Below are 22,847 nucleotides of genomic sequence, written 5' to 3'. Positions count from 1 at the left end.
AGGCGCGACAACTAGAGAACTGTAAGGAGAGGGAAAATGTTCGAGCTCGTAGACAACGTCCCGCAAAGCCCGGTCATCAAAGTGATCGGTGTTGGCGGTGGTGGCGGCAACGCCGTCAACCACATGGTCAAGAGCAGCATCGAAGGCGTGGAATTCATCTGCGCCAACACCGATGCTCAGGCGCTGAAGAACATCGGCGCGCGCACCATCCTGCAATTGGGCACTGGCGTGACCAAGGGCCTGGGTGCCGGTGCCAATCCGGAAGTCGGCCGCCAGGCCGCGCTGGAAGACCGTGAGCGCATCGCTGAAGTGCTGCAGGGCACCAACATGGTGTTCATCACCACTGGCATGGGCGGCGGTACCGGTACCGGTGCAGCGCCGATCATCGCCGAAGTGGCCAAGGAAATGGGCATTCTCACCGTTGCCGTGGTGACCCGTCCGTTCCCGTTCGAAGGCCGCAAGCGCATGCAGATCGCCGATGAAGGCATCCGCATGCTGGCCGAAAGCGTCGACTCGTTGATCACCATCCCCAACGAGAAGCTGCTGACCATCCTGGGCAAGGATGCCAGCCTGCTGTCCGCCTTCGCCAAGGCCGACGACGTACTGGCCGGTGCCGTGCGCGGTATCTCCGATATCATCAAGCGCCCGGGCATGATCAACGTCGACTTCGCCGACGTGCGTACCGTGATGGGTGAAATGGGCATGGCCATGATGGGTACTGGCTGCGCCAGCGGCCCGAACCGTGCCCGTGAAGCCACCGAGGCAGCGATCCGCAACCCGCTGCTGGAAGACGTCAACCTGCAGGGCGCCCGCGGCATCCTGGTGAACATCACCGCAGGCCCTGACCTGTCGCTGGGCGAGTACTCCGACGTGGGTAGCATCATCGAAGCCTTCGCCTCCGACCACGCCATGGTCAAGGTCGGCACCGTGATCGACCCGGACATGCGTGACGAGCTGCACGTGACCGTAGTGGCCACCGGCCTGGGCGCGCGCATCGAGAAGCCTGTGAAGGTGGTCGACAACACCCTGCAGACTGCCCAGCAGGTGTACGAGGCTTCCAACCCGGCGCCGGTTCGCCAGGAGCAGCCTGCGGTCAACTACCGTGACCTGGAGCGCCCGACCGTAATGCGCAACCAGGCCCATGCAGGTGCTGCTGCAGCCGCTAAACTGAACCCTCAGGATGACCTGGACTACCTCGATATCCCGGCATTCCTGCGTCGTCAGGCTGATTAATGGAATTTATCAGGGGTATAAAGGTGATTGGTATTCATCAAAGGTTGGGTCTGTTATCATCCCCAGCCTTTGTTGATACCTGTTCGCAATTTGCGCTGAAGCGGCCAATGCCATGATTAAACAACGCACCCTGAAGAATACCATCCGTGCCACAGGTGTCGGTCTGCACTCCGGGGAGAAGGTTTACCTGACCCTCAAGCCTGCACCTGTTGACACCGGCATCGTCTTCCGCCGCGCCGACCTCGACCCTGTGGTCGAAATCCCGGCGCGCGCGGCCAACGTCGGCGAGACAACCATGTCGACGACGCTGGTCAACGGTGACGTCAAGGTCGATACGGTCGAGCACCTGCTCTCCGCCATGGCGGGCCTGGGCATCGATAACGCCTACGTCGAGCTCTCCGCCTCGGAAGTGCCGATCATGGATGGCAGCGCCGGACCCTTTGTATTTCTGATTCAGTCTGCCGGCCTGGAAGAACAGGACGCAGCCAAGAAGTTCATCCGCATCCTGCGTGAGGTAACCGTGGAAGAGGGCGACAAGCGCGCCACTTTCCTGCCTTTCGACGGTTTCAAGGTGAGCTTCGAGATCGACTTCGATCATCCGGTCCTCAAGGGCCAGACCCAGAGTGCGGTCGTCGACTTCTCCAGCACCTCGTTCGTGAAGGAAGTCAGCCGCGCCCGTACCTTCGGTTTCATGCGTGACATCGAGTACCTGCGCAAGCACAACCTTGCGCTGGGTGGCAGTGTCGAGAACGCCATCGTGGTCGACGAGACCGGTGTGCTCAACGAAGACGGCCTTCGTTCCGATGACGAATTCGTCAAGCACAAGATCCTCGACGCCATTGGCGACCTTTATCTGCTGGGCAACAGCCTGATCGGCGAGTTCAAGGGCTACAAGTCCGGCCACGCGCTGAACAACCAGCTGTTGCGCAAGCTGATTGCCGAAACCGATGCCTGGGAAGTGGTCACCTTCGAAGATGCCAGCACGGCACCGATCTCGTACATGCGCCCTGTTGCGGCCGTGTAAGTTCGAACACTCTCTAGTTCATTAAGGCCACCTTCGGGTGGCCTTTTTTATGGCTGACGCATTTTGCCGGGCAGGTCCGGCCATTCGCGGGCACGCCCGCTCCCACAAGGTGCTCACTGCCTCTGGAGCGGCGCAGTACCTGTGGGAGCGGGCGTGCCCGCGAATGGATTGCGCAGCAGTCCCGAAGGTGTCAGCGCTTGTCCTGGGCGTGAGCTGCCAGCCTTTCCAGTGCTGCACGCAGCTTGGGGTCAGTGATGCCCTCGGCGGTATCGCGCAGGCTCTCGGCTGCGTTATTGGACAGTTCCGCAGCATGGCCACCACGCTTGGCTGGCACCAGCGGGGGCTGGACCTTGTACAGGATGCGCCTGAGATTGGCGAATGCCTCCATGGCTTGTAATGCCGACATCAGGCGTTTCTGCTGATAGCGCAGGCGGGTTGCCCAGTGGCCGTCGGTTACCACCAGCAACAATGTGCCGTCGCGCCACGACGCCACATGGCAGTGCTCGCGGGCGGCTGGTTGCAGCTGGCTTTCCAGCAGGCGCTGCAGGTGCTCCAGGCGTTCGGCCTGGTTCAGCAGCAGGCGCAGCGGGCGGACCTGGCGGAGCAGGGCCGAGGGCGGCTGGGCGGGAGAGGGTTTGTAGGCCATGGGGGTACGCATGAGGTTACATGGTCCGCAGTCTAACATCTCTATAGCCTGCACTGGCCTCTTCGCGGGTGAACCCGCTCCCACAGGTACGGCACTGACCTTGATATGTAGGTGATCCTGTGGGAGCGGGTTTACCCGCGAAGAGGCCGGCACAGATAACAAAAGACAAGACTCATTCTCGATACGTTTCATCTTCCCGAACCTTGAACTCAGGGAAAATGCCCCTATCTAAAACAAGCCCCCGCCAAAACGCTGTACAAGCATCGTGGAAATCCACCACTTTCCTCACCATCGTTTCCGGGTAGAATGCTCGTTCGCATGCGGCCTCAGGGCTGCACGGGCGACTCATGGGGCCGCCCTCCATCCCTACGTGTGGAAGATCCTGCCGATATGTTTGCGCCTTTGTTAAAGAAACTTTTTGGAAGCAAGAACGAGCGTGAAGTCAAACGCATGCTCAAGACGGTGAACATCGTCAATGCTCTCGAAGAGAAGATGGTGGCCCTCTCCGACGAGCAACTGCGGGGCAAGACCGCAGAGTTCAAGGAGCGCCTGGCCAAAGGCGAGACACTGGACCAGTTGCTGCCTGAAGCCTTCGCCGTGGCCCGTGAGGCCGGCAAGCGCGTGATGGGCATGCGCCACTTCGACGTGCAGCTGATCGGTGGCATGACCCTGCACGAGGGCATGATCGCAGAAATGCGTACCGGTGAAGGCAAGACCTTGGTCGGTACCCTGGCCGTGTACCTCAACGCATTGTCCGGCAAGGGCGTGCACGTGGTCACCGTCAACGACTACCTGGCCCGCCGCGACGCCAACTGGATGCGCCCGCTGTACGAGTTCCTCGGCCTGTCGGTCGGCATCGTCTCGGCCTTCCAGCCGCCGGAAGAAAAGCGCGCCGCCTACGCGTCCGACATCACCTACGGCACCAACAACGAATTCGGTTTCGACTACCTGCGCGACAACATGGCGTTCAGCCAGGACGAGAAGTTCCAGCGTGAACTGAACTTCGCCGTGATCGACGAAGTCGACTCCATCCTCATCGACGAAGCGCGTACCCCGCTGATCATCTCCGGTCAGGCCGAGGACAGCTCCAAGCTGTACATCGAGATCAACCGTCTGATCCCGCGCCTTACCCAGCACATCGAAGAGGTCGAAGGCCAGGTCACCCAGGAAGGCCACTTCACCATCGACGAGAAGAGCCGTCAGGTCGAGCTGAACGAAGCCGGTCACCAGTTCATCGAAGAGATGCTCACCCAGTCCGGCCTGCTGGCCGAGGGCGAGAGCCTGTACTCGGCGCATAACCTGAGCCTGCTGACCCACGTCTACGCCGGCCTGCGCGCGCACAAGCTGTTCCACCGCAACATCGAATACATCGTCCAGGACGGCCAGGTCCTGCTGATCGACGAGCACACCGGCCGTACCATGCCGGGCCGTCGTCTGTCCGAAGGCCTGCACCAGGCCATTGAAGCCAAAGAGAACCTGAACATCCAGGCCGAGAGCCAGACCCTGGCTTCGACCACCTTCCAGAACTACTTCCGCCTGTACACCAAGCTGTCCGGCATGACCGGTACCGCCGACACCGAAGCGTTCGAGTTCCAGTCGATCTACGGGCTCAACGTGATGGTCATTCCGCCGAACAAGCCGTTGGCGCGTAAAGACTTCAACGACCTGGTGTACCTGACCGCCGACGAGAAATACGCCGCGATCATCGCCGACATCAAGGAAAGCATGAAGCAGGGCCGCCCGGTGCTGGTGGGTACTGCGACCATCGAAACCTCCGAGCACATGTCCAACCTCCTGAAGAAGGAAGGTATCGACCACAAGGTGCTCAACGCCAAGTACCACGAGAAGGAAGCCGAGATCATCGCGCAAGCAGGTGCGCCAGGTGCCCTGACCATCGCCACCAACATGGCCGGCCGTGGTACCGACATCCTGCTGGGCGGTAACTGGGAAGCCGAAGTGGCTGCCCTGGAAAACCCGACCGCCGAGCAGATCGCCCAGATCAAGGCCGACTGGCAGAAGCGTCACCAGCAGGTGATCGAGACGGGTGGCCTGCACGTGATCGCTTCCGAGCGCCACGAATCGCGCCGTATCGACAACCAGCTGCGTGGCCGTTCCGGCCGTCAGGGCGACCCGGGCTCCAGCCGCTTCTACCTGTCGCTGGAAGACAGCCTGATGCGTATCTTCGCCTCTGACCGGGTGAAGAACTTCATGAAGGCGCTGGGCATGCAGTCCGGCGAGGCCATCGAGCACCGCATGGTCACCAACGCCATCGAGAAGGCCCAGCGCAAGGTCGAAGGCCGCAACTTCGACATCCGCAAGCAGTTGCTGGAATACGACGACGTGGCCAACGAGCAGCGCAAGGTGATCTACCACATGCGCAACAGCCTGCTGGCCGCCGAGAACATTGGCGACACCATCGTCGAATTCCGCAAGGAAGTACTGGACGCTACCATCAGCCAGCACATTCCGCCGCAGTCGCTGCCAGAGCAGTGGGACGTGGCCGGTCTGGAAGCTTCGCTTGCCAGCGATTTCGCCATGAAGCTGCCGATCCAGCAGTGGCTCGACGAGGACGATCACCTCTACGAAGAGACCCTGCGCGAGAAGCTGCTGAACGAAATCACCACCGCGTACACCGAGAAGGAAGACCAGGCCGGTATGGAAGCCCTGCGTACCTTCGAGAAGCAGATCCTGCTGCGCGTGCTGGATGACCTGTGGAAGGACCACCTGTCGACCATGGACCACCTGCGTCACGGTATCCACCTGCGTGGTTATGCGCAGAAGAACCCGAAGCAGGAGTACAAGCGCGAATCCTTCAGCCTGTTCCAGGAGCTGCTCGAGTCGATCAAGCGCGACACCATCCGTGTGCTGTCGCACGTTCAGGTACGCCGCGAAGACCCGGTCGAAGAGGAAGCCCGCCTGCGCCGCGAGGCCGAGGAACTGGCCAGCCGCATGCAGTTCCAGCATGCCGCTGCCCCGGGCCTGGAAAGCGAGCAACTGAACGAGGAGGGCGCCGAAGTGGCCGTTGCCTCGGCACCGGTGCGCAACGAGCAGAAGCTGGGCCGCAACGAGCCGTGCTGGTGTGGTTCGGGCAAGAAGTTCAAGCATTGCCACGGGCAGATCGAGTGATCTGACCTGAATGGGGCCGCTTTGCGGCCCTGTCGTGACACAAGGCCGCTCCTACAGGAATCGCAGTACTCTTGTAGGAGCGGCCTTGTGTCGCGATGGGGCGCGAAGCGGCCCCGCTTTTTGCAATTCAACCGTATTTTCTAGGAGCGCTCTAATGGCTGTTGGTCTTGGTCCTTTGCCCACCCTGCACCCGGTTCCGGGTTTTGAACTCGGCATCGCTTCTGCCGGCATCAAGCGCCCGGGGCGCAAGGATGTGGTGGTCATGCGCTGCGCCGAAGGCTCCAGCGTGGCTGGCGTGTTCACCCTCAACGCCTTCTGCGCAGCGCCGGTGATCCTGTCCAAGCAGCGTGTGCAGGGCACCGTGCGCTACCTGCTGACCAACACCGGTAACGCCAACGCCGGCACCGGCGCGCCAGGCCTGGCCGCCGCCGAGCGCACCTGCGCCAAGCTGGCCGAACTGGCTGGCGTACCGGCCGAGTCGGTACTGCCGTTCTCCACCGGCGTAATCGGCGAGCCGCTGCCAGTCGAGAAGATCGAAGGCGCGCTGCAGGCCGCCCTCGACAACCTGTCGGAAAACCACTGGGCTGAAGCCGCCACCGGCATCATGACCACCGACACCCTGCCCAAGGGCGCCAGCCGCCAGTTCCAGCACGATGGCGTGACCGTTACCGTCACCGGCATCAGCAAAGGTGCAGGCATGATTCGCCCGAACATGGCTACCATGCTCGGCTACATCGCCACCGACGCCAAGGTTGCCCCAGCGGTACTCAAGGACCTGATGCTGGACGGCGCCAACAAGTCGTTCAACCGCATCACCATCGATGGCGACACCTCGACCAACGACTGCTGCATGCTGATCGCCACCGGCAAGGCCAACCTGCCGGAAGTCACCGAGGCCAGCGGCGCATTGTTCGAAGCGCTGAAGAAGGCGGTGTTCGAAGTGTGCATGGAGGTGGCCCAGGCCATCGTCCGTGACGGCGAAGGCGCCACCAAGTTCGTTACCGTGCAGGTCAACGGCGGTGGCAACCACCAGGAGTGCCTGGACGTCGGCTACGCCGTGGCCCACTCGCCGCTGATCAAGACTGCGCTGTTCGCTTCCGACCCCAACTGGGGCCGTATCCTCGCTGCCGTTGGCCGTGCCGGTGTACCGGAGCTGGATGTGAGCCTGATCGATGTGTACCTGGACAGCGTGTGCATTGCCAGCAAAGGCGGCCGCAGCCCGAGCTACACCGAAGACCAGGGCGCCAAGGTAATGGCCCAGGAAGAGATCACCATCCGCATCGAGCTGGGCCGTGGCCAGTGCAGCGAAACCATCTGGACCACCGACCTGTCCCACGAGTACGTGAAGATCAACGCCGAGTACCGTACCTGATGTAATTGGGGCCGCGTTGCGGCCCATCGCGACACAAGGCCGCTCCTACAAGGGGTCCATGCTGTACGTGTAGGAGCGGCCTTGTGTCGCGATGGGCTGCAAGGCAGCCCCAAAAAATCCAAAACGATGGAGCCGAACCATGAGCTATCACCTGATCATCGGCGACAAGCTGTATTCCTCCTGGTCGCTGCGTGGCGCCCTGGCCCTCGAGCTGGCTGGCGTGCCTTACGAAGAAACACTGATCAAACTCAACCAGCCTGACACCCGTCAGCGCATCCTCGCCTTCTCTGCCACCGGCAAGGTACCGCTGCTCAAGACCGAGCACGGTGTCATCGCCGACTCGCTGGCCATTGCCGAATACCTCAACGAACGCCACCCCGACGCCCAGCTGTGGCCTGCCGACGTGGCGGCCCGGGCCCAGGCCCGTTCGGCCTGCGCGCAGATGCACAGCGGCTTCTTCGCCCTGCGCGGTGCCATGCCGTTCGACCTGTCGCGCGACCAGGCGCTGGACAGCGTGCCGCTGGAGGTTCAAATCGATATCGACCGTATCGTTGCACTGTGGTCCGAATGCCGCCTGGTGGCCAAGGACAGCGGCCCGTTCCTGTTCGGCAAGCCGAGCCTGGCCGATGCCTTCTTCGCCCCGGTGGCCGTACGCCTGCGCACCTACCGCGTGGAAGTGCCTGCGGAGGCGGCGGCCTATATCGAAACCATTTACCAGTGGCCGGCCTTCCAGGCCTGGCAGCAGGCTGGCCTGGCGGAGCGTGAAGGGTGAAACGGATTCATGTTGTAGCCGCTGTCATTCGTGGTACTGACGGCCGCATTCTGATCGCACGGCGTGCCGATACCCAGCACCAGGGCGGCCTGTGGGAATTCCCGGGCGGCAAGGTGGAAGAGGGTGAGGGCGTCGAGGCGGCGCTGGCCCGCGAGCTGCGCGAGGAGCTGGGCATCGAGGTAAGCCGTTCGCGCGCACTGATCAAGGTCAGCCACGACTACCCGGACAAGCAGGTGCTGCTGGACGTGCGCGAAGTCGAGGCGTTCACCGGCGAGCCGCATGGCGCCGAGGGTCAGCCGCTGGAATGGGTTGCCCCACGTGATTTGCCCCAGTACGAATTCCCCGAGGCCAATAAACCGATCGTTGCAGCCGCGCGCCTGCCGGACCAGTACCTGATCACCCCCGATGGCCTGGAAGTGCCGCAGATGCTCAAGGGCATCCAGAAGGCGGTGGCCAGCGGCATTCGCCTGATCCAGTTGCGTGCCCCGGACATGTACGACCCCAAGTACCGCGATGTGGCGGTGGATGCGGTCGGCCTGTGCGCGGGCAAGGCGCAGTTGATGCTCAAGGGGCCGCTGGAGTGGCTGGGTGACTTCCCAGCCGCAGGTTGGCACCTGACGGCTGCACAACTGCGCAAGTATGCCGCCAACGGCCGGCCGTTCCCCAAGGAGCGCTGGCTGGCGGCGTCCTGCCACAGTGCCGAAGAGCTGGCGTTTGCGGAGCAGATGGGCGTGGACTTCGTCACCTTGTCGCCGGTGCAGGCAACCCTGACACACCCTGAGGCGGTGCCGCTGGGGTGGGACGAGGCACAGCGGTTGATTGCCGGGTTCAACAAGCCGGTCTACCTGCTGGGTGGGGTAGGGCCGGGTGAGCGCGAGCAGGCCTGGGAAGCGGGGGCACAGGGTGTGGCCGGGATCCGGGCGTTCTGGCCTGAGATCTGAGTCGCCTGTAATTGGGGCCGCTTTGCGGCCCATCGCGACACAAGGCCGCTCCTACAAAGGAATCGCGTAATCCTGAATGAATCGCGAACCCCCTGTAGGAGCGGCCTTGTGTCGCGACGGGCTGCAAAGCAGCCCCAGAAATATCAGCCTTTTGGTTTCTCAGCAGGCTGCCACAAAACCTCAGCCACCCCCTGCCGCCGCCCAATGATCCGCGCCGCCACGAACAGCAGATCCGAAAGCCGGTTTATATACGCCAACCCAACCCCCGCCAACGGCTCCAGCGCATTCAGCTGCTGGCACCGCCGCTCCGCACTGCGCGCCAGGCTCCGGCACACATGCGCCTGTGCCACCAGCGCCGAGCCACTGGGCAAGATGAAGTTCTTCAACGGCCCCAGCTCTTCATTCCACACATCGATCGCCGCCTCCAGCCGTTCCACTTCCGCCAGGTTCAACGCCTGATAACTGGGCATCGCCAACTCACCGCCCAGGTCGAACAGGCGGTGCTGACACGGCGCCAACACCGCGCTCACTTCATCCAACCCTTGTTCGGCCAGCCCCGCCAGCAGCAAACCCAGTTGGCTGTTCAGGCTGTCCACCTCGCCAATCGCTTCGATCCGTGGGTGGTCCTTGGGCACCCGGCGCCCGTCGCCCAGGCCGGTTTCGCCTTTGTCGCCGGTGCGGGTGTAGATCTTCGACAGGCGGTAGCCCATGTCATTTCTCCGTTTTGGCCGGCGCCACCGCTGCCGGCTGGCCGAGGGGCAGGCGCAGGGTGAAGCAGGTACCCTGGCCGGGCGTGGATTGCACTTCCATCTGCCCCTTGTGGTTGTTGGTGATGATGAAGTACGAGACCGACAGGCCCAGCCCGGTGCCTTGGCCGATTTCCTTGGTGGTGAAGAACGGCTCGAAGGTGCGTTTGCGCACCCCCTCGGGCATGCCGACGCCGTTGTCCTCGACCTGGATTTCCGCCCATGGCGGGCTCAAGCGGGTGCGCAGGGTGATGCGCCCGGGCTCGCTCGGCTGCGGCCGCTGGTGGATGGCCTGGGCGGCGTTTTTCAGCAGGTTCAGCAGCACCTGTTCCAATTCGTTGGCCGTGCACGGCACCTGCCCCAGTTCGGGGTCGAACTGGCGCACGATGGCCTGGCCCTTGAAGTCGAAGCCGATGGCCAGGTCGAAGTCGTTGCCGGCAATCTCCACCGCCTGATCGATCAGCGCCGGCAGGTCGCACGGCGCCAACTGGCGGTTGCTGCGGCGGCTGAAGCTGAGCATGTGGGTGACGATCTTCGCCGCCCGGGCACCGGCCTGCTGGATGCCGTCGAGCAATAGCGGCACTTCGCGGCTCTCCAGGTAACGGTTGACCGTGGGCAGGTCGATGCCCAGTTCCTCGGCCTGCTCCTGGTTGCGCGGCAGCTCGGGTGACAGGCGCCGGCGGATGTTCTGCACGTTATGCAGGATCGCGCCTAGCGGGTTGTTGATCTCGTGGGCCATGCCGGCGGCCAGGCCGCCGACCGAAAGCATCTTCTCCGATTGCACCATCATTTCCTCCAGCGACAGGCGCTGGGTGATGTCGTCGATACGGATGACCACGCCACGGCCGCCGCCACCGGTCAGCGGGTAGAAGGTCAGGGCGTAGTGGCGCAGGTCGTCGCCCTTGGGCCAGGTGACCCGCTCGATCTTCGCCACCCGGTGCTTTTCCACGGTTTCCTTCAGCTGTGGCAGGAACGGCTTGAGCGGTTCGAAGGCGATAAAGATCGGCTGGTTCAGCGCTTCGTCCAGTGGCGTGCCGGAAAGCACCGTGGCTTCGTGATTCCACTGGGTCACGTAGAGCTGTTCGTCGAGGGCGATCAGCGCCGAAGGCATCGAGTCGATGATGCTGTTGAGGTAGTTCTGGAAACCGGTGAGCTTCTTCTCGATCTTGCTGCGCACCTGGACTTCCAGTTCCAGCTTGCGGTTGGTATGGCGGGTTTCCTCGGCCAGCCCCTGGGCCTGGTCATAGGCCTCCTGGAACTCGTCGCGGGTGCGCTTGAGCTGCTGTTCGCGGGCCTCGATGCGCGAAAGCATGGTGTTGAATGCTTCGGCCAGGCTGCCGATTTCGTCGTCGTTGCCGCGATGCGCACGCAGGGCATAGCTTTCTTCGCGGGTGACCTGGCGGCTGAGTTCTTCGAGCTGGTTGATCGGCTGGGTGATCAGGCGCTTGATCTGCCGGGCGATGACGATCCACAGCAGGATGCTGAACACCAGGATGCCCAGGCTGGCGCTGAGGGTGCCGGTGTAGAAAGCCGTGGGCAGTTCGCTGCTGGCCACCAGCAGCAGGTGCGCGGGCGGGTTGGCGTCGCGTGGCATGCGGATCAGCTGGGTGCTGCGAAACTCCATCAGGCGCCAGCCGTCGATGTCGCGAAAACGCCTGGGCAACGCCAGCGGCTCGCCGTGCTGCAGTTGCGCCAGTATGCGGCCATCGCCACCGTAGACAGCGGCGGCGCGCAGCGGCGTGTAGCTGTCCAGTTCCTTGAGCAGGGCGCTGGCGGTGTCCGGGCTGTCGCCGGCGCGGGCCGCCAGTTGCGGGTTGGCCACCAGCCGGCCGATGGTGTGCAGCGCCTGTGGCGCCATGCTTTCCTGGGTGATCCAGTAGGCGGCGCTGATGAAGGTGAGGTTGGCCACCAGCAGGATGGTCACCAGCAACACCAGCAGGGCCGCCAGCAGCTTCTGCCCGACCGGGAGGTTTTCCAGGCGTTGGCGCAAGGTCATGGGCTAGGCAATGTCCATATCCGGTTGAAAGGGGCGCGTCAGTCGCAGGGCAAACCACGCACGCGCAAATTATCGACCAGGCGCTGCCGCAGGTGTTCCAGCTGTGGCAGCTGCAGGCCATGACGGCCAGCGACGCGGCAGGCGTGGCCAAGCAGGTAGTGCACCTCGGTGCGCCGGCCAGCGCGTACATCCTGGTACATGGAAGAGTAGTTGGCTGCGGTGGCGAGGATCACCCGCTGTACTTCTTCGTCCAGCCCGTTTGCCGCTTCTGGCTGACCACAGTGGCGCAGCAGCTGGGCCAGCTCGATGCACAGGGCGTCCACTTCGCCCAGGTGCCCCAGCAGCCCGCCGTTCTGGCAGTCGTGCAGCACGGTCAGCGGGTTGATGGCGCAATTGAGCGCCAGCTTGCGCCACAGGCGGGTGAGGATATCCACCGTCCACTCGGCGGGGATGCCGGCCTCGTGCAGGTCATCGAACCAGGTCGGGATCGTCGGGTTGCGTGGGTCGCCCAGCCAGTTGAAACCGTGGCCGGCAAAGCGTACCTGCCAGTCACCCTCGCGGAACGCCCCTTCGGTACTGGAGGCGAAGATGCAGCGCGCGTGGGCCACCAGGTCGGCGACTTCGTCCTGGCTGCCCAGGCCGTTCTGCAGCAGCACCACTTCGGCGCCCTCGGCCAGGCGCGCTGCCACGCCGGCCATGGCCGGGGCAGCGTCGTAGGCTTTGCAGGCCACCAGCAGACGGTGGATCGGGCCGTGTGCCTGCGCGGTTTCGGCGGGGATGGCGTAGTGGCGGGGCTGGTCCTGTTCGACCAGGATAAGGCCGCCGGCCTGCTGGTAGGCCTGCAGCCGTTGCCCGTCACGCAGGATCAGGCGTACTGCCTTGCCCGCGCGCGCCAGGCGGCAAGCCCACAGGCTGCCCAGGCTACCGGCGCCGAGAATATGCCAGGTGCTGCTCATATGCGTTTCGCAACCCGTTATAATGAGCCCGCATTTTAACCGTCAAACCCAGCGCGCTCCATCTTCAGCCTGAGCGCGCTTTTATTTTGGGAGAACAACCATGCCTTCGTTCGACGTGGTATCGGAACTGGACAAGCACGAAGTGCAGAACGCGGTCGACAACGCCATCAAGGACCTGGACCGCCGCTACGACCTCAAGGGCAAGGGTACCTTCGAGTTCAAGGACAAAGAGCAGACCGTGATGCTCACCGCCGAGGAAGAGTTCCAGCTCGAAGCGATGCTGGAAATCCTGCGCCTGGCGCTGGTCAAGCGCAAGATCGACGTGAAGTGCCTGGAAACCAAGGACCCGTACGCCTCGGGCAAGGAAAAGAAACAGGAAGCCAAGTTCCGCGAAGGCATCGACAAGGACCTGGCGAAGAAGATCGTCGCCACCATCAAGGATGGCAAGCTGAAAGTGCAGGCCGCCATCCAGGGCGAACAGGTACGCGTTACCGGTAAAAAGCGTGACGACCTGCAGGAAGCCATTGCCCTGCTGCGTACCAAGGAATTCGACATGCCGTTGCAGTTCAACAACTTCCGCGACTGATGTGGGCACCACCCGGAACCCCGATGGCGAAATGATGTCCATGGGGGCCGGGGCTGCGCAATCGCGCGCGGCCTGTTCTACCGTGTACTTGCCGCTCGGCATCAGGAGATGAATATGGATTTGAACGCTGAAGTCGATCAGCTGGTCCGCCAATCCCAGACCTGGATTCCCTTGATCATGGAATACGGCAGCCGTGTGCTGCTGGCGCTGCTGACCCTGGCGGTCGGCTGGTGGATCATCAACAAGGTCAGCGCCCGCCTGGGCAGGCTGGTTGGCCTGCGCAACGCCGACCTGGCGCTGCAGGGCTTCATCAGCACCCTGTCGAATATCGTGCTGAAGGTGCTGCTGTTCGTCAGCGTGGCGTCGATGATCGGTATCGAGACCACCTCGTTCGTTGCCGCCATCGGTGCCGCGGGCCTGGCCATCGGCCTGGCCTTGCAGGGCAGCCTGGCGAACTTCGCCGGCGGTGTGCTGATCCTGATGTTCCGCCCGTTCCGCATCGGTGACTGGATCGAGGCGCAAGGCGTGGCTGGCACCGTCGACAGCATCCAGATCTTCCACACCGTGCTGCGCACCGGTGACAACAAGACTGTGATCATGCCCAACGGCAGCCTGTCCAACGGCATCATCACCAACACCAACCGCCAGCCGACGCGCAAGGTGGTGTTCGATGTGGGCGTGGACTACGACGCCGACCTGCAGAAGGCCCGCAACGTGTTGCTGGAGCTAGCGCAGGACCCGCGTGTACTGCCCGACCCGGCGCCGCAGGCGGTGGTCGCGACCCTGGGCGACAGCTCGATCACCGTGTCGTTGCGCTTGTGGACCAAGACTGCCGATTACTGGGATGTGATGTTCATGCTCAACGAGCATGCGCGCGACCGGTTGAAGGCTGAAGGGATCGACATTCCGTTCCCGCAGCGGGTGATTCGCGTGGTGCAGGAGACTGCAGCGCAGTAATACCGCGTTGTCATCGGTTGGGGCCGCTTCGCGCCCCTTCGCGACACAAGGCCGCTCCTACAGGGAATCGCGTAACCCTCGTAGGAGCGGCCTTGTGTCGCGATGGGGCGCGAAGCGGCCCCGGCTTTTTACACTTGTTCACAGCAATACCCCGCCATTTCTGGCATATAGCCTGACCCCACCTGCCACACCCGATACGCCATCATGAAACCACTGCTGTACATCACCCCCCTGCGCGCCTTGCTGTTCGGCCTGACCCTGGCGCTGTTCGAGCTGCTCACCTACCTGGCCAGCGACGCCGTCATGCCGGCCATGCCGGTGGTGGTCGGCGACCTGAACGCCAGCCCCGAATACATTCCCCACGCCCTCAACCTGTACCTGCTGGGTGGCGTGGTGCTGCAATGGCTGATCGGCCCGCTGGCCGACCGCTATGGCCGGCGCCCGTTGCTGCTGATTGGCTGCGCGTTCTTCGGCCTGGCCTGCCTGGCCACCTTCTGGGTCCACGACATCGGCCTGTTCAACTTGCTGCGCCTGCTGCAGGGCATCGGCCTGGGCTTTGTGGTCACGGTCAGCTACCCGGCCCTGAACGAAGCCTTCAGCGAAGCGGACGCCGTGCGCATGATGGCCCTGCTGGCCAACATCGCCTTGCTCTCGCCACTGCTCGGGCCGCTGGTGGGTACCTTGCTGCTGCAGTGGCTGGACTGGCGCTGGCTGTTCGTGGCCTTTGCCATCGGCGCGGTTCTGGCCTGGCTGCTGCTGCACCGGCTGATGCCGGAAACCCTTGGCGTGGAACGCCGTGATGGCTCGCGCCTGGCATTCACGCCGATCCACCTGCTGCCGCTGCTGGCCGGTTACGGCCAGTTGCTGGCCAACCGCCGCTTTGTCGCAGGTAGCGCGGCCCTGGGCCTGGTCGGTCTGCCGCTGATTGGCTGGATCGGCCTGTCGCCGGTGCTGCTGATCCACGACGAGGGGCTGAGCACCATGGAGTACGCCTTGTGGCAGTTGCCGGTGTTTGGCGGGCTGATCCTGGGCAACCTGATCATCAACCGCATCGCCGATCGCTATCCGCTGCCGGCGCTGGTGCGGGGTGCGTTGTGGCCATACCTGGCCGGCCTGTGCCTGATGGTGCTGGCGACCTGGTACTGGCCGAGCGTGACCAGCGTGGTGGCGGGCATGTCGCTGTACGCACTGGGGTTGGGCGTGGCCAACGCGGTGCTGTATCGCATGACGCTGTTCGCCAGCGAGCAGAGCAAGGGCCTGGTCTCGGCCATGCTGGGGATGATCACCATCGCCTTGCTGGGGTTGGGTGGGGCGGTGCTGGCGATGATTGGCGCCGGGGCCAGCTTGCTGCACTTTGCCCTGGCGGCGGGTGTGGCGGGGGCCTTGGCGCTGTGGCCGCTGTGGTTTGTGGTGGGTGGAAGGCCTGGTGAGGGGGCTGTTGCTCAGTAAACTTTATTGCCTGTACCGGCCTCTTCGCGGATAAACCCGCTCCCACAGGTACAGCACTGCCCTCGAGAGCTGTGCAGTCCCTGTGGGAGCGGGTTTACCCGCGAAGAGGCCAGTACAGGCAATACAAACCTGTCAGGGCCGCTCGGCCGCCGAACCTTCCTCTGCCACCGGTTTGCCCGGCCCGGCCTCCTGGCGCCACTGCAGGGCAATCAGGATCAAGGTCGGCACGCCTAGCAGGGCAGTGATCAGGAAGAAGTCGTGGTAACCGAACTTCTCCACCATCACCCCCGAATAACCCCCGATCAGCCTTGGCAACAGCAGCATGATCGAACTGAGCAACGCGTACTGGGTAGCAGAGAACTTCAGGTTGGTCAGGCTCGACAGGTAGGCGACGAAGGCCGAGGTGGCCATGCCGGAGCTGAAGTTGTCCAGCGAGATGGTCACCACCAGCATCTGCAGGTTCGGGCCCATGTCGGCCAGCATCAGGAACAGGATGTTGGTGCCCGCCGAGGCCACACCGCCGATGAACAGGATCGGCATGATGCCGAAGCGCACGATCAGCAGGCCACCAACCCCGGCGCCGACCAGGGTCATGATCAGGCCGAAGATCTTGCTGACGCTGGCGATCTGGTCCTTGGTGAAGCCCATGTCGATGTAGAACACGTTGGCCATCACGCCCATCACCGTGTCCGACATGCGATAGGTGGCGATCAGGCCGAGCAGCAGCAGGGCCTGCCAGCGGTAGCGGGCGATGAAGTCGTTGACCGGGGTCAGCACCGGGGCCAGGCCGCGACGACCCAGGCTCGACAGGCACGCCCAGGTCAGCAGCACGTAGAGGATCAGGCGCAGGAAGGCGCGGTCTTCCAGCAGCAGGTCCAGTGGCGTGGCATCACCGGAGATGACGCTGGACCAGCCGGTATTGAACATCTGGGTGAAGCTCGCCGGTACCGAAACCAGCAGGATGATCAATACGAACACCGAGGCCAGCTGGTGCACCAGCCCATAGCGCGCTGCCGACAGCTGGGTACGCATGGGTACGGGCGGTTCGCGCATGATCAGGGTGGTGAACACGGCGGGCAGCATCATCACCGCGAACATGACGTAGGTGCCGGCCCAGGCCTTGTGCAGGTAGCTGAAACCGGTGGAGCCGAACCACTCGGCGAAGAACAGTGCGCCAGCCGTGGCCAGCAGGGCCGCCACGCGGTAGCCGGCCATGTAGCTGGCAGCGAGCGCAGCCTGGCGCTGGTCGTCGGCGATTTCCAGGCGGTAGGCATCGACGGCGATGTCCTGGGTAGCGGAGGCGAAGGCCACCAGCACCGCCAGGGCGATCAGCCATGAAAGGTGCTGCTGCGGATCGCACAGGCTCATGCCGACCAGCCCGACCACCACCAGCGCCTGCGACAGCAGCAGCCACGAACGCCGACGCCCCAGGCTGCCGAGCAGTGGCAGGCGCCATTGGTCGAGCAGCGGCGACCACACCCACTTGAAGGCGTAGGCCAGGCCGATCAGGCTGGCGTAGCCAATGGTCTCGCGGGCCACGCCGGCTTCGCGCAACCACACCGAAAGGGTGGAGAACACCAGCATGTAAGGCAGACCGGCAGCGAAGCCGAGCAGCAAAAGTACCAAGGTTGACGGGCTGGCATAGGCAGCAAGCGCAGCGCGCCAGGTTTTACGGGGCATGGGCCAACATCTGCCTCAAGTTTGCGAAAACAAAGCGCGCACTCTAACCGCTGTGCTCCATCGGGCGCCAGCCATGGCGCGTCATATCCACACGATTGTTGGTTACATTCACACCCTCCGCACGCAGTCGCGCCCGTTGTTCATCCCCAGACGGGGTACCCAGTGCCAGGCTCAGCCGGCCACCTGCGCCAAGCACCCGGTGCCAGGGCAGGCGAGTGTCCGCGGGCAGTTGCCCGAGGGTACGCCCGACCCAGCGTGCCGCCCGCCCAAGCCCCGCCAGCTCGGCCAACTGGCCATAGCTGACCACCTTGCCGGCCGGCACTTGACCGAGTACCGAATACAGCGCCGTTCGTCGGCCCTCGGCGGAGTCGAGGGCGTGCTCATATCCGTCAGACATCAGGCCCCCACTGGGCTGCAGATGAAACCGGACCGGCGGTCTGGCAAATGAGAGTTGAACTCAACGGCATGCTCCCGGTCTTTCCTTGCTCTGGTCGTGGTTATCTGGATAATGCCCGGCTTTTTTCGTCAAATCGAACCCGTAGTCCGCAAATCATAGCCCGCTTATGTATTCTAGATCCTTGTTGTGCCTGCTTGCTGCTTCCCTGTGCGCCTCCCCGGTGTTCGCCGACACCGTGTGGATGAAGAACGGCGACCGGCTCAGCGGCAAGATCAAAGTCTTCGACGGCGGCAAGCTGCTGCTGGAAACCCCCTATGGCGGTTCCATCGCCCTGGACTGGAAAGAAGTCCAGACCCTGGAGAGCGACCAGGAGATGCTGGTCAAGCAGGATGCCTACAGCGGTGAGCGCGCCAAGTCGCTGAAGGCCGCCGAGCCCGGCAAGGTGACCTTGGCCAATGGCGAGGCGCCAAAGACCGTGGAGCTGGCCAGCATCGAGCAGATCATGAAGCCCAAGCCGCTGGTCGAGGACTTCGTGTGGAAGGGCAACGTCGACGTGGCGCTGGACTACAAGCGCGCCGAGAACGACACCGACGACTACGACATCGGCTTCAAGACCAGCGCCCGCCATGGCCGCTGGCGGCACAACGCCGAAGGCGAATACAACCGCGAGACCAAGGACGACGTCACCACCACCGACAACTGGAGTGCCGAGTACGCCCTGGACCGCTTCCTTACCGAGAAGTGGTTCTGGCAGGGGCGCGCAGAGTACAAGCGCGACCGCATCGAAGACCTCGCCCGCCAGCGCACCGTGGGTACCGGCCCGGGTTACCAGTTCTGGGACGACGAACTGGGCGCATTCTCGCTGGGTTCGCTGATCAACCGTACCGACTTCGAATACCAGGATGGCGCCAAGGACAACTTCTATTCCGCGGCGGTGAAGTGGGACTACACCCGCTACCTGATTGGCAAGAACGTGCAGCTGTTCACCAACGGCGAGTTCGCCAAGCCGCTGGGTGGCGTGGCCGACTACGCGCTGGATGCCGAGATTGGCCTGCGCTACAAGGTCACCGAGTGGGCCTCGCTCAACCTCAAGGCGGAGAAGGACGTCATCACCGGTACGCGTGACAGTGACCTGGACAAGACCCGCTATACCGCAGGCTTCGGCGTTACCTGGTAAATCTTTGCGGCCCATCGCGACACAGGATGTACGCGATCCCTTGTAGGAGCGGCCTTGTGTCGCGATGGGCTGCAAAGCAGCCCCATTGGCACTGGATCTGATAATGCTTATCTTGTCCCATCCAGCCCGATATCAGGAGCCGCCCCCAAGTGAGTACCAATGCCATCCGCCCCGCCCGGGAGCTGCTGCTCAAGGAATACCGCGGCGTGCTCTCGACCCATTCCAAGTCGATGCCCGGCTACCCGTTCGGCTCGGTCGTGCCGTACTGCCTGGACGCCCAGGGCAACCCGCTGATCCTCATCAGCCGCATCGCCCAGCACACCCACAACCTGCAGAAAGACCCCAAGTGCTCGCTGCTGGTGGGCGAACGCGAAGCCGAGGACGTGCAGGCCGTGGGGCGCCTGACGGTGATGGCCGAGGCGCACAAGCTGGTGGAGGAGGCCGCCATCGAGGCCGCCGCCGAGCGCTACTACCGCTATTTCCCGGACGCGGCCAACTACCACAAGGCCCACGACTTCGACTTCTGGGTGCTGCAGCCGGTGCGCCACCGCTACATCGGCGGCTTCGGCGCGATCCACTGGCTTGACCAGGTAACCCTGGCCAACCCGTTCGCCGGTAAAGCCGAGGCGAGCATGGTCGAGCACATGAACAACGACCACGCCAACGCCATCGCCCACTATGTGCAACTGACCGAGCTGCCAAACCATGCGCCAGCGCAGATGGTCGGGGTAGACAGCGAAGGCATGCACCTGCGTATCGGCCAGGCGGTGCACTGGTTGCCTTTCCCAAGTACTTGCAACACGCCGACACAAGTCCGCGAAGCCCTGGTTTTGCTGGCACGCGCCGACCAGTGGCCGGTTGCGACGGAAGTCGAGGGTTGAAAAGCCGAGCGCCCGCATCCATTTGTTGGTCTTACAGGAAGGGTCTCTTCCGACGAGGAATGCTTTGATGCGTGCTTTTCTACTGTTGTTTCTACTGTTTCCCGTGCTGGAGCTGTTCGTCTTCGTGAAGGTCAGTGCCGCCATCGGTTTCTTCCCGGCGCTGCTGCTGATCATCGCCGGCTCCGCCCTGGGTGTGCTGGTGATGCGCGTGGCCGGTCTGGCCACCGCACTGCGCGCCCGTGAAAGCCTGCAGCGTGGCGAACTGCCCGCCGAGGACATGTTCCAGGGCATGATGCTGGCCGTTGGTGGTGGCCTGCTGTTGCTGCCAGGTTTCATCAGCGACGTGCTGGGCTTGCTCTGCCTGCTGCCATTCACCCGTCACCTGGCCGCGCGCAAGATGCGCGAGCGTGCCGAGGCCCAGGCCATGCGCCAGCGCGCCTTCCAGGACGACCCGTTCCAGGCCCGGCCGCAGGATGGCGGGCATCGGCCGAATGTGATCGAAGGCGAGTACGAGCGCCGCGACAAGTAATAGCCGGGGGCCGCTTCGCGGCCCTTTCGCGACACAAGGCCGCTCCTACAGAGTACGCGAACCCCTGTAGGAGCGGCCTTGTGTCGCAATAGGGCTGCGAAGCGGCCCCAAGCTTTTCAGGCTAATGAAAAATTTTCTGAAACAAGCCTTGTAATTGAATATGGCGGCCTCATGTATGTGGTCACCGCAAGGTTTCTGGTGGCGACACCAGACATTACACAGGTGCTTCGCCCATTGCGGATCACCCCCGGCAACGCCGGACTGCATCAAACCGCCGGTGTCGACACCGGCCGATGAAAACCACTATTTGGGAGAGATCGACAATGAAGCTTCGTCCTCTGCATGACCGCGTCGTTATCCGTCGCAGCGAAGAAGAATCGAAAACCGCTGGCGGTATCGTCCTGCCGGGTTCGGCCGCTGAAAAACCAAACCGCGGCGAAGTCGTCGCCGTCGGCACCGGTCGCATCCTGGACAACGGCGAAGTTCGCGCGCTGGCCGTGAAAGTGGGTGACAAAGTGGTTTTCGGCCCTTACTCGGGCAGCAACACCGTGAAAGTCGATGGCGAAGACCTGCTGGTCATGGCCGAGAACGAAATCCTCGCCGTTATCGAAGGCTGATTTCCCCGACTTCCCGTTACTCCAAAGAATTCCAAGGATTAAACGATCATGGCTGCTAAAGACGTAAAATTCGGCGACTCCGCTCGTAAGAAAATGCTGGTTGGTGTCAACGTTCTGGCTGACGCGGTAAAAGCGACCCTGGGCCCGAAAGGCCGTAACGTGGTGCTGGCCAAGAGCTTCGGCGCGCCGACCATCACCAAGGACGGCGTTTCCGTCGCCAAGGAAATCGAGCTGAAAGACGCCTTCGAGAACATGGGCGCCCAGCTGGTCAAGGAAGTTGCTTCCAAGGCCAACGACGCTGCCGGTGACGGCACCACCACCGCTACCGTCCTGGCTCAGGCCATCGTCAACGAAGGCCTGAAAGCCGTCGCTGCCGGCATGAACCCGATGGACCTGAAGCGCGGCATCGACAAGGCCACCGCTGCCGTCGTCGCCGAGCTGAAGAACCTGTCCAAGCCATGCGCCGACTCCAAGGCCATCGCTCAGGTAGGTACCATCTCCGCCAACTCCGACAACTCCATCGGTGAAATCATCGCCGAAGCCATGGAAAAAGTCGGTAAAGAAGGCGTGATCACCGTTGAAGAAGGCTCGGGCCTGGAAAACGAACTGTCTGTCGTGGAAGGCATGCAGTTCGACCGTGGCTACCTGTCGCCGTACTTCGTCAACAAGCCGGACACCATGGTTGCCGAGCTGGAAGGCCCGCTGCTGCTGCTGGTCGACAAGAAGATCTCCAACATCCGTGAGCTGCTGCCAGTTCTGGAAGCCGTTGCCAAGGCCGGCCGCCCACTGCTGATCGTTGCCGAAGACGTTGAAGGCGAAGCCCTGGCTACCCTGGTAGTCAACAACATGCGCGGCATCGTCAAGGTTGCTGCGGTCAAGGCTCCGGGCTTCGGCGACCGCCGCAAGGCCATGCTGCAGGACATCGCCGTCCTGACTGGCGGCCAGGTCATCTCCGAAGAAATCGGCCTGTCCCTGGAAACCGCTACCCTGGAGCACCTGGGTAACGCCAAGCGCGTCATCCTGTCCAAGGAAAACACCACCATCATCGACGGCGCTGGCGCCGACACCGAGATCGAAGCACGCGTCAAGCAGATCCGTGCCCAGATCGAAGAGACTTCCTCGGACTACGACCGTGAGAAGCTGCAAGAGCGTCTGGCCAAGCTGGCTGGCGGTGTTGCCGTGATCAAGGTCGGTGCCGGCACCGAAGTTGAAATGAAAGAGAAGAAAGCCCGCGTTGAAGACGCCCTGCACGCTACCCGTGCAGCCGTTGAAGAAGGCGTGGTGCCTGGCGGTGGTGTGGCCCTGGTTCGCTCCCTGGCTGCCATTGCCGACCTCAAAGGCGACAACGAAGACCAGAACGTCGGTATCGCCCTGCTGCGTCGCGCCGTTGAAGCGCCGCTGCGCCAGATCACTGCCAACGCCGGCGACGAGCCAAGCGTTGTCGCTGACAAGGTCAAGCAAGGTTCGGGTAACTTCGGTTACAACGCTGCTACCGGCGAATACGGCGACATGATCGAGATGGGCATCCTGGACCCAGCCAAGGTCACCCGTTCGGCGCTGCAAGCTGCTGCTTCGATCGGCGGTCTGATGATCACCACCGAAGCCATGGTTGCCGACCTGCCGGAAGACAAGCCAGCTGCTGGCATGCCTGACATGGGCGGCATGGGTGGCATGGGCGGCATGATGTAAGCCAGCCTTACCCCCTGCACCATGAAAAGCCCCGGTTCGCGAGAACCGGGGCTTTTTTGTTTTTGCTGTTGGG

The 22,847-nt window shown here is 63.1% G+C and carries 20 protein-coding genes; 14 read left to right on the top strand and 6 right to left on the bottom strand.

The window, feature by feature from the left end:
- The first annotated feature begins 36 nt into the window (after nt 1-36).
- Both ftsZ and lpxC read left to right on the top strand, forming a co-directional pair.
- Nucleotides 37-1,233 (top strand): cell division protein FtsZ, encoded by a 1,197-nt coding sequence (ftsZ, locus tag ABNP31_RS21600; RefSeq protein ID WP_003260772.1) that lies wholly within the window; start codon nt 37-39, stop codon nt 1,231-1,233.
- Between the two features lie 112 nt (nt 1,234-1,345).
- Complete coding sequence (lpxC, locus tag ABNP31_RS21595; RefSeq protein WP_003260771.1) at nt 1,346-2,257, top strand: UDP-3-O-acyl-N-acetylglucosamine deacetylase; 912 nt, start codon at nt 1,346-1,348, stop codon at nt 2,255-2,257.
- A 190-nt stretch (nt 2,258-2,447) separates the two neighbouring features.
- Here the strand turns inward: lpxC and ABNP31_RS21590 are convergent, their stop codons facing one another.
- Nucleotides 2,448-2,903, bottom strand: a complete 456-nt coding sequence (locus ABNP31_RS21590) for a DUF721 domain-containing protein (protein WP_085614293.1) — start codon at nt 2,901-2,903, stop codon at nt 2,448-2,450.
- A gap of 390 nt (nt 2,904-3,293) precedes the next feature.
- Here ABNP31_RS21590 and secA point away from each other — a divergent pair, with 390 nt between their 5' ends.
- The 4 genes from secA to ABNP31_RS21570 all read left to right on the top strand — a co-directional run bounded on the left by secA (nt 3,294) and on the right by ABNP31_RS21570 (nt 9,114).
- Nucleotides 3,294-6,029: a preprotein translocase subunit SecA gene (gene secA, locus ABNP31_RS21585; RefSeq protein ID WP_025340542.1), complete on the top strand. Its 2,736-nt coding sequence runs from the start codon at nt 3,294-3,296 to the stop codon at nt 6,027-6,029.
- Nucleotides 6,030-6,183: 154 nt separating this feature from the next.
- Nucleotides 6,184-7,401 (top strand): bifunctional glutamate N-acetyltransferase/amino-acid acetyltransferase ArgJ, encoded by a 1,218-nt coding sequence (argJ, locus tag ABNP31_RS21580; protein ID WP_023662147.1) that lies wholly within the window; start codon nt 6,184-6,186, stop codon nt 7,399-7,401.
- A 139-nt stretch (nt 7,402-7,540) separates the two neighbouring features.
- Complete coding sequence (locus ABNP31_RS21575; RefSeq protein ID WP_075046257.1) at nt 7,541-8,173, top strand: glutathione S-transferase family protein; 633 nt, start codon at nt 7,541-7,543, stop codon at nt 8,171-8,173.
- Entirely contained in the window at nt 8,170-9,114 is a 945-nt protein-coding gene (locus ABNP31_RS21570) for a Nudix family hydrolase (protein ID WP_238066903.1), read from the top strand. The genes ABNP31_RS21575 and ABNP31_RS21570 overlap by 4 nt, the downstream gene beginning before the upstream one ends.
- A gap of 143 nt (nt 9,115-9,257) precedes the next feature.
- Here the strand turns inward: ABNP31_RS21570 and ABNP31_RS21565 are convergent, their stop codons facing one another.
- The 3 genes from ABNP31_RS21565 to ABNP31_RS21555 are packed head-to-tail and all read right to left on the bottom strand — an operon-like array spanning nt 9,258 to nt 12,812.
- The gene (locus tag ABNP31_RS21565; RefSeq protein WP_085626524.1) at nt 9,258-9,824 is read right to left on the bottom strand and encodes a cob(I)yrinic acid a,c-diamide adenosyltransferase; all 567 of its coding nucleotides are present in this window, start codon (nt 9,822-9,824) and stop codon (nt 9,258-9,260) included.
- A gap of 1 nt (nt 9,825) precedes the next feature.
- Nucleotides 9,826-11,856 (bottom strand): sensor histidine kinase, encoded by a 2,031-nt coding sequence (locus ABNP31_RS21560; protein ID WP_085592119.1) that lies wholly within the window; start codon nt 11,854-11,856, stop codon nt 9,826-9,828.
- A gap of 38 nt (nt 11,857-11,894) precedes the next feature.
- Nucleotides 11,895-12,812 carry a putative 2-dehydropantoate 2-reductase gene (locus ABNP31_RS21555; protein WP_085664408.1) on the bottom strand — a complete coding sequence of 306 codons (918 nt, stop codon included), beginning with the start codon at nt 12,810-12,812 and terminating at the stop codon, nt 11,895-11,897.
- Between the two features lie 100 nt (nt 12,813-12,912).
- Between ABNP31_RS21555 and ABNP31_RS21550 the strand changes: the two genes are divergently transcribed.
- The 3 genes from ABNP31_RS21550 to ABNP31_RS21540 all read left to right on the top strand — a co-directional run bounded on the left by ABNP31_RS21550 (nt 12,913) and on the right by ABNP31_RS21540 (nt 15,804).
- Nucleotides 12,913-13,398 carry a YajQ family cyclic di-GMP-binding protein gene (locus ABNP31_RS21550; protein WP_016713577.1) on the top strand — a complete coding sequence of 162 codons (486 nt, stop codon included), beginning with the start codon at nt 12,913-12,915 and terminating at the stop codon, nt 13,396-13,398.
- A 114-nt stretch (nt 13,399-13,512) separates the two neighbouring features.
- A complete protein-coding gene (locus tag ABNP31_RS21545; RefSeq protein WP_025340536.1) occupies nt 13,513-14,355 on the top strand; it encodes a mechanosensitive ion channel family protein in 843 nt (280 codons plus the stop codon).
- A 204-nt stretch (nt 14,356-14,559) separates the two neighbouring features.
- Nucleotides 14,560-15,804: an MFS transporter gene (locus tag ABNP31_RS21540; RefSeq protein ID WP_025340535.1), complete on the top strand. Its 1,245-nt coding sequence runs from the start codon at nt 14,560-14,562 to the stop codon at nt 15,802-15,804.
- A 132-nt stretch (nt 15,805-15,936) separates the two neighbouring features.
- Here the strand turns inward: ABNP31_RS21540 and ABNP31_RS21535 are convergent, their stop codons facing one another.
- Nucleotides 15,937-17,484: an AmpG family muropeptide MFS transporter gene (locus ABNP31_RS21535; RefSeq protein ID WP_025340534.1), complete on the bottom strand. Its 1,548-nt coding sequence runs from the start codon at nt 17,482-17,484 to the stop codon at nt 15,937-15,939.
- 43 nt (nt 17,485-17,527) lie between these two features.
- On the bottom strand, nt 17,528-17,881 hold the full coding sequence (locus ABNP31_RS21530; protein ID WP_085592113.1) for an MGMT family protein: 354 nt from the start codon (nt 17,879-17,881) through the stop codon (nt 17,528-17,530).
- Between the two features lie 166 nt (nt 17,882-18,047).
- Here ABNP31_RS21530 and ABNP31_RS21525 point away from each other — a divergent pair, with 166 nt between their 5' ends.
- The 5 genes from ABNP31_RS21525 (at nt 18,048) to groL (ending at nt 22,774) form a co-directional block, all read left to right on the top strand.
- Nucleotides 18,048-19,058 carry a DUF481 domain-containing protein gene (locus ABNP31_RS21525; RefSeq protein WP_085664406.1) on the top strand — a complete coding sequence of 337 codons (1,011 nt, stop codon included), beginning with the start codon at nt 18,048-18,050 and terminating at the stop codon, nt 19,056-19,058.
- A 149-nt stretch (nt 19,059-19,207) separates the two neighbouring features.
- Nucleotides 19,208-19,939, top strand: a complete 732-nt coding sequence (locus ABNP31_RS21520; protein ID WP_075046249.1) for a HugZ family protein — start codon at nt 19,208-19,210, stop codon at nt 19,937-19,939.
- Nucleotides 19,940-20,006: 67 nt separating this feature from the next.
- Entirely contained in the window at nt 20,007-20,468 is a 462-nt protein-coding gene (locus ABNP31_RS21515; protein WP_025340530.1) for an FxsA family protein, read from the top strand.
- A 323-nt stretch (nt 20,469-20,791) separates the two neighbouring features.
- The gene (locus ABNP31_RS21510; RefSeq protein WP_003260750.1) at nt 20,792-21,085 is read left to right on the top strand and encodes a co-chaperone GroES; all 294 of its coding nucleotides are present in this window, start codon (nt 20,792-20,794) and stop codon (nt 21,083-21,085) included.
- Nucleotides 21,086-21,133: 48 nt separating this feature from the next.
- On the top strand, nt 21,134-22,774 hold the full coding sequence (gene groL, locus ABNP31_RS21505) for a chaperonin GroEL (RefSeq protein ID WP_085592107.1): 1,641 nt from the start codon (nt 21,134-21,136) through the stop codon (nt 22,772-22,774).
- The last annotated feature ends 73 nt before the right edge of the window (nt 22,775-22,847 follow it).

The organism is Pseudomonas asiatica (genome assembly GCF_040214835.1).
GTDB classification, from domain to species: Bacteria; Pseudomonadota; Gammaproteobacteria; order Pseudomonadales; family Pseudomonadaceae; genus Aquipseudomonas; species Aquipseudomonas putida_Z.
Note: the sequence above shows the minus strand (reverse complement) of the source record. Positions and strands in the feature narration are given on the sequence as shown.

Coding starts and splice junctions, on each gene's coding strand:
- ftsZ (WP_003260772.1), top strand. CDS start 37: ATGTTCGAGCTCGTAGACAACGTCCCGCAAAGCCCGGTCATCAAAGTG.
- lpxC (WP_003260771.1), top strand. CDS start 1,346: ATGATTAAACAACGCACCCTGAAGAATACCATCCGTGCCACAGGTGTC.
- ABNP31_RS21590 (WP_085614293.1), bottom strand. CDS start 2,903: ATGGCCTACAAACCCTCTCCCGCCCAGCCGCCCTCGGCCCTGCTCCGC.
- secA (WP_025340542.1), top strand. CDS start 3,294: ATGTTTGCGCCTTTGTTAAAGAAACTTTTTGGAAGCAAGAACGAGCGT.
- argJ (WP_023662147.1), top strand. CDS start 6,184: ATGGCTGTTGGTCTTGGTCCTTTGCCCACCCTGCACCCGGTTCCGGGT.
- ABNP31_RS21575 (WP_075046257.1), top strand. CDS start 7,541: ATGAGCTATCACCTGATCATCGGCGACAAGCTGTATTCCTCCTGGTCG.
- ABNP31_RS21565 (WP_085626524.1), bottom strand. CDS start 9,824: ATGGGCTACCGCCTGTCGAAGATCTACACCCGCACCGGCGACAAAGGC.
- ABNP31_RS21560 (WP_085592119.1), bottom strand. CDS start 11,856: ATGACCTTGCGCCAACGCCTGGAAAACCTCCCGGTCGGGCAGAAGCTG.
- ABNP31_RS21555 (WP_085664408.1), bottom strand. CDS start 12,812: ATGAGCAGCACCTGGCATATTCTCGGCGCCGGTAGCCTGGGCAGCCTG.
- ABNP31_RS21550 (WP_016713577.1), top strand. CDS start 12,913: ATGCCTTCGTTCGACGTGGTATCGGAACTGGACAAGCACGAAGTGCAG.
- ABNP31_RS21545 (WP_025340536.1), top strand. CDS start 13,513: ATGGATTTGAACGCTGAAGTCGATCAGCTGGTCCGCCAATCCCAGACC.
- ABNP31_RS21540 (WP_025340535.1), top strand. CDS start 14,560: ATGAAACCACTGCTGTACATCACCCCCCTGCGCGCCTTGCTGTTCGGC.
- ABNP31_RS21535 (WP_025340534.1), bottom strand. CDS start 17,484: ATGCCCCGTAAAACCTGGCGCGCTGCGCTTGCTGCCTATGCCAGCCCG.
- ABNP31_RS21530 (WP_085592113.1), bottom strand. CDS start 17,881: ATGTCTGACGGATATGAGCACGCCCTCGACTCCGCCGAGGGCCGACGA.
- ABNP31_RS21525 (WP_085664406.1), top strand. CDS start 18,048: ATGTATTCTAGATCCTTGTTGTGCCTGCTTGCTGCTTCCCTGTGCGCC.
- ABNP31_RS21515 (WP_025340530.1), top strand. CDS start 20,007: ATGCGTGCTTTTCTACTGTTGTTTCTACTGTTTCCCGTGCTGGAGCTG.
- ABNP31_RS21510 (WP_003260750.1), top strand. CDS start 20,792: ATGAAGCTTCGTCCTCTGCATGACCGCGTCGTTATCCGTCGCAGCGAA.
- groL (WP_085592107.1), top strand. CDS start 21,134: ATGGCTGCTAAAGACGTAAAATTCGGCGACTCCGCTCGTAAGAAAATG.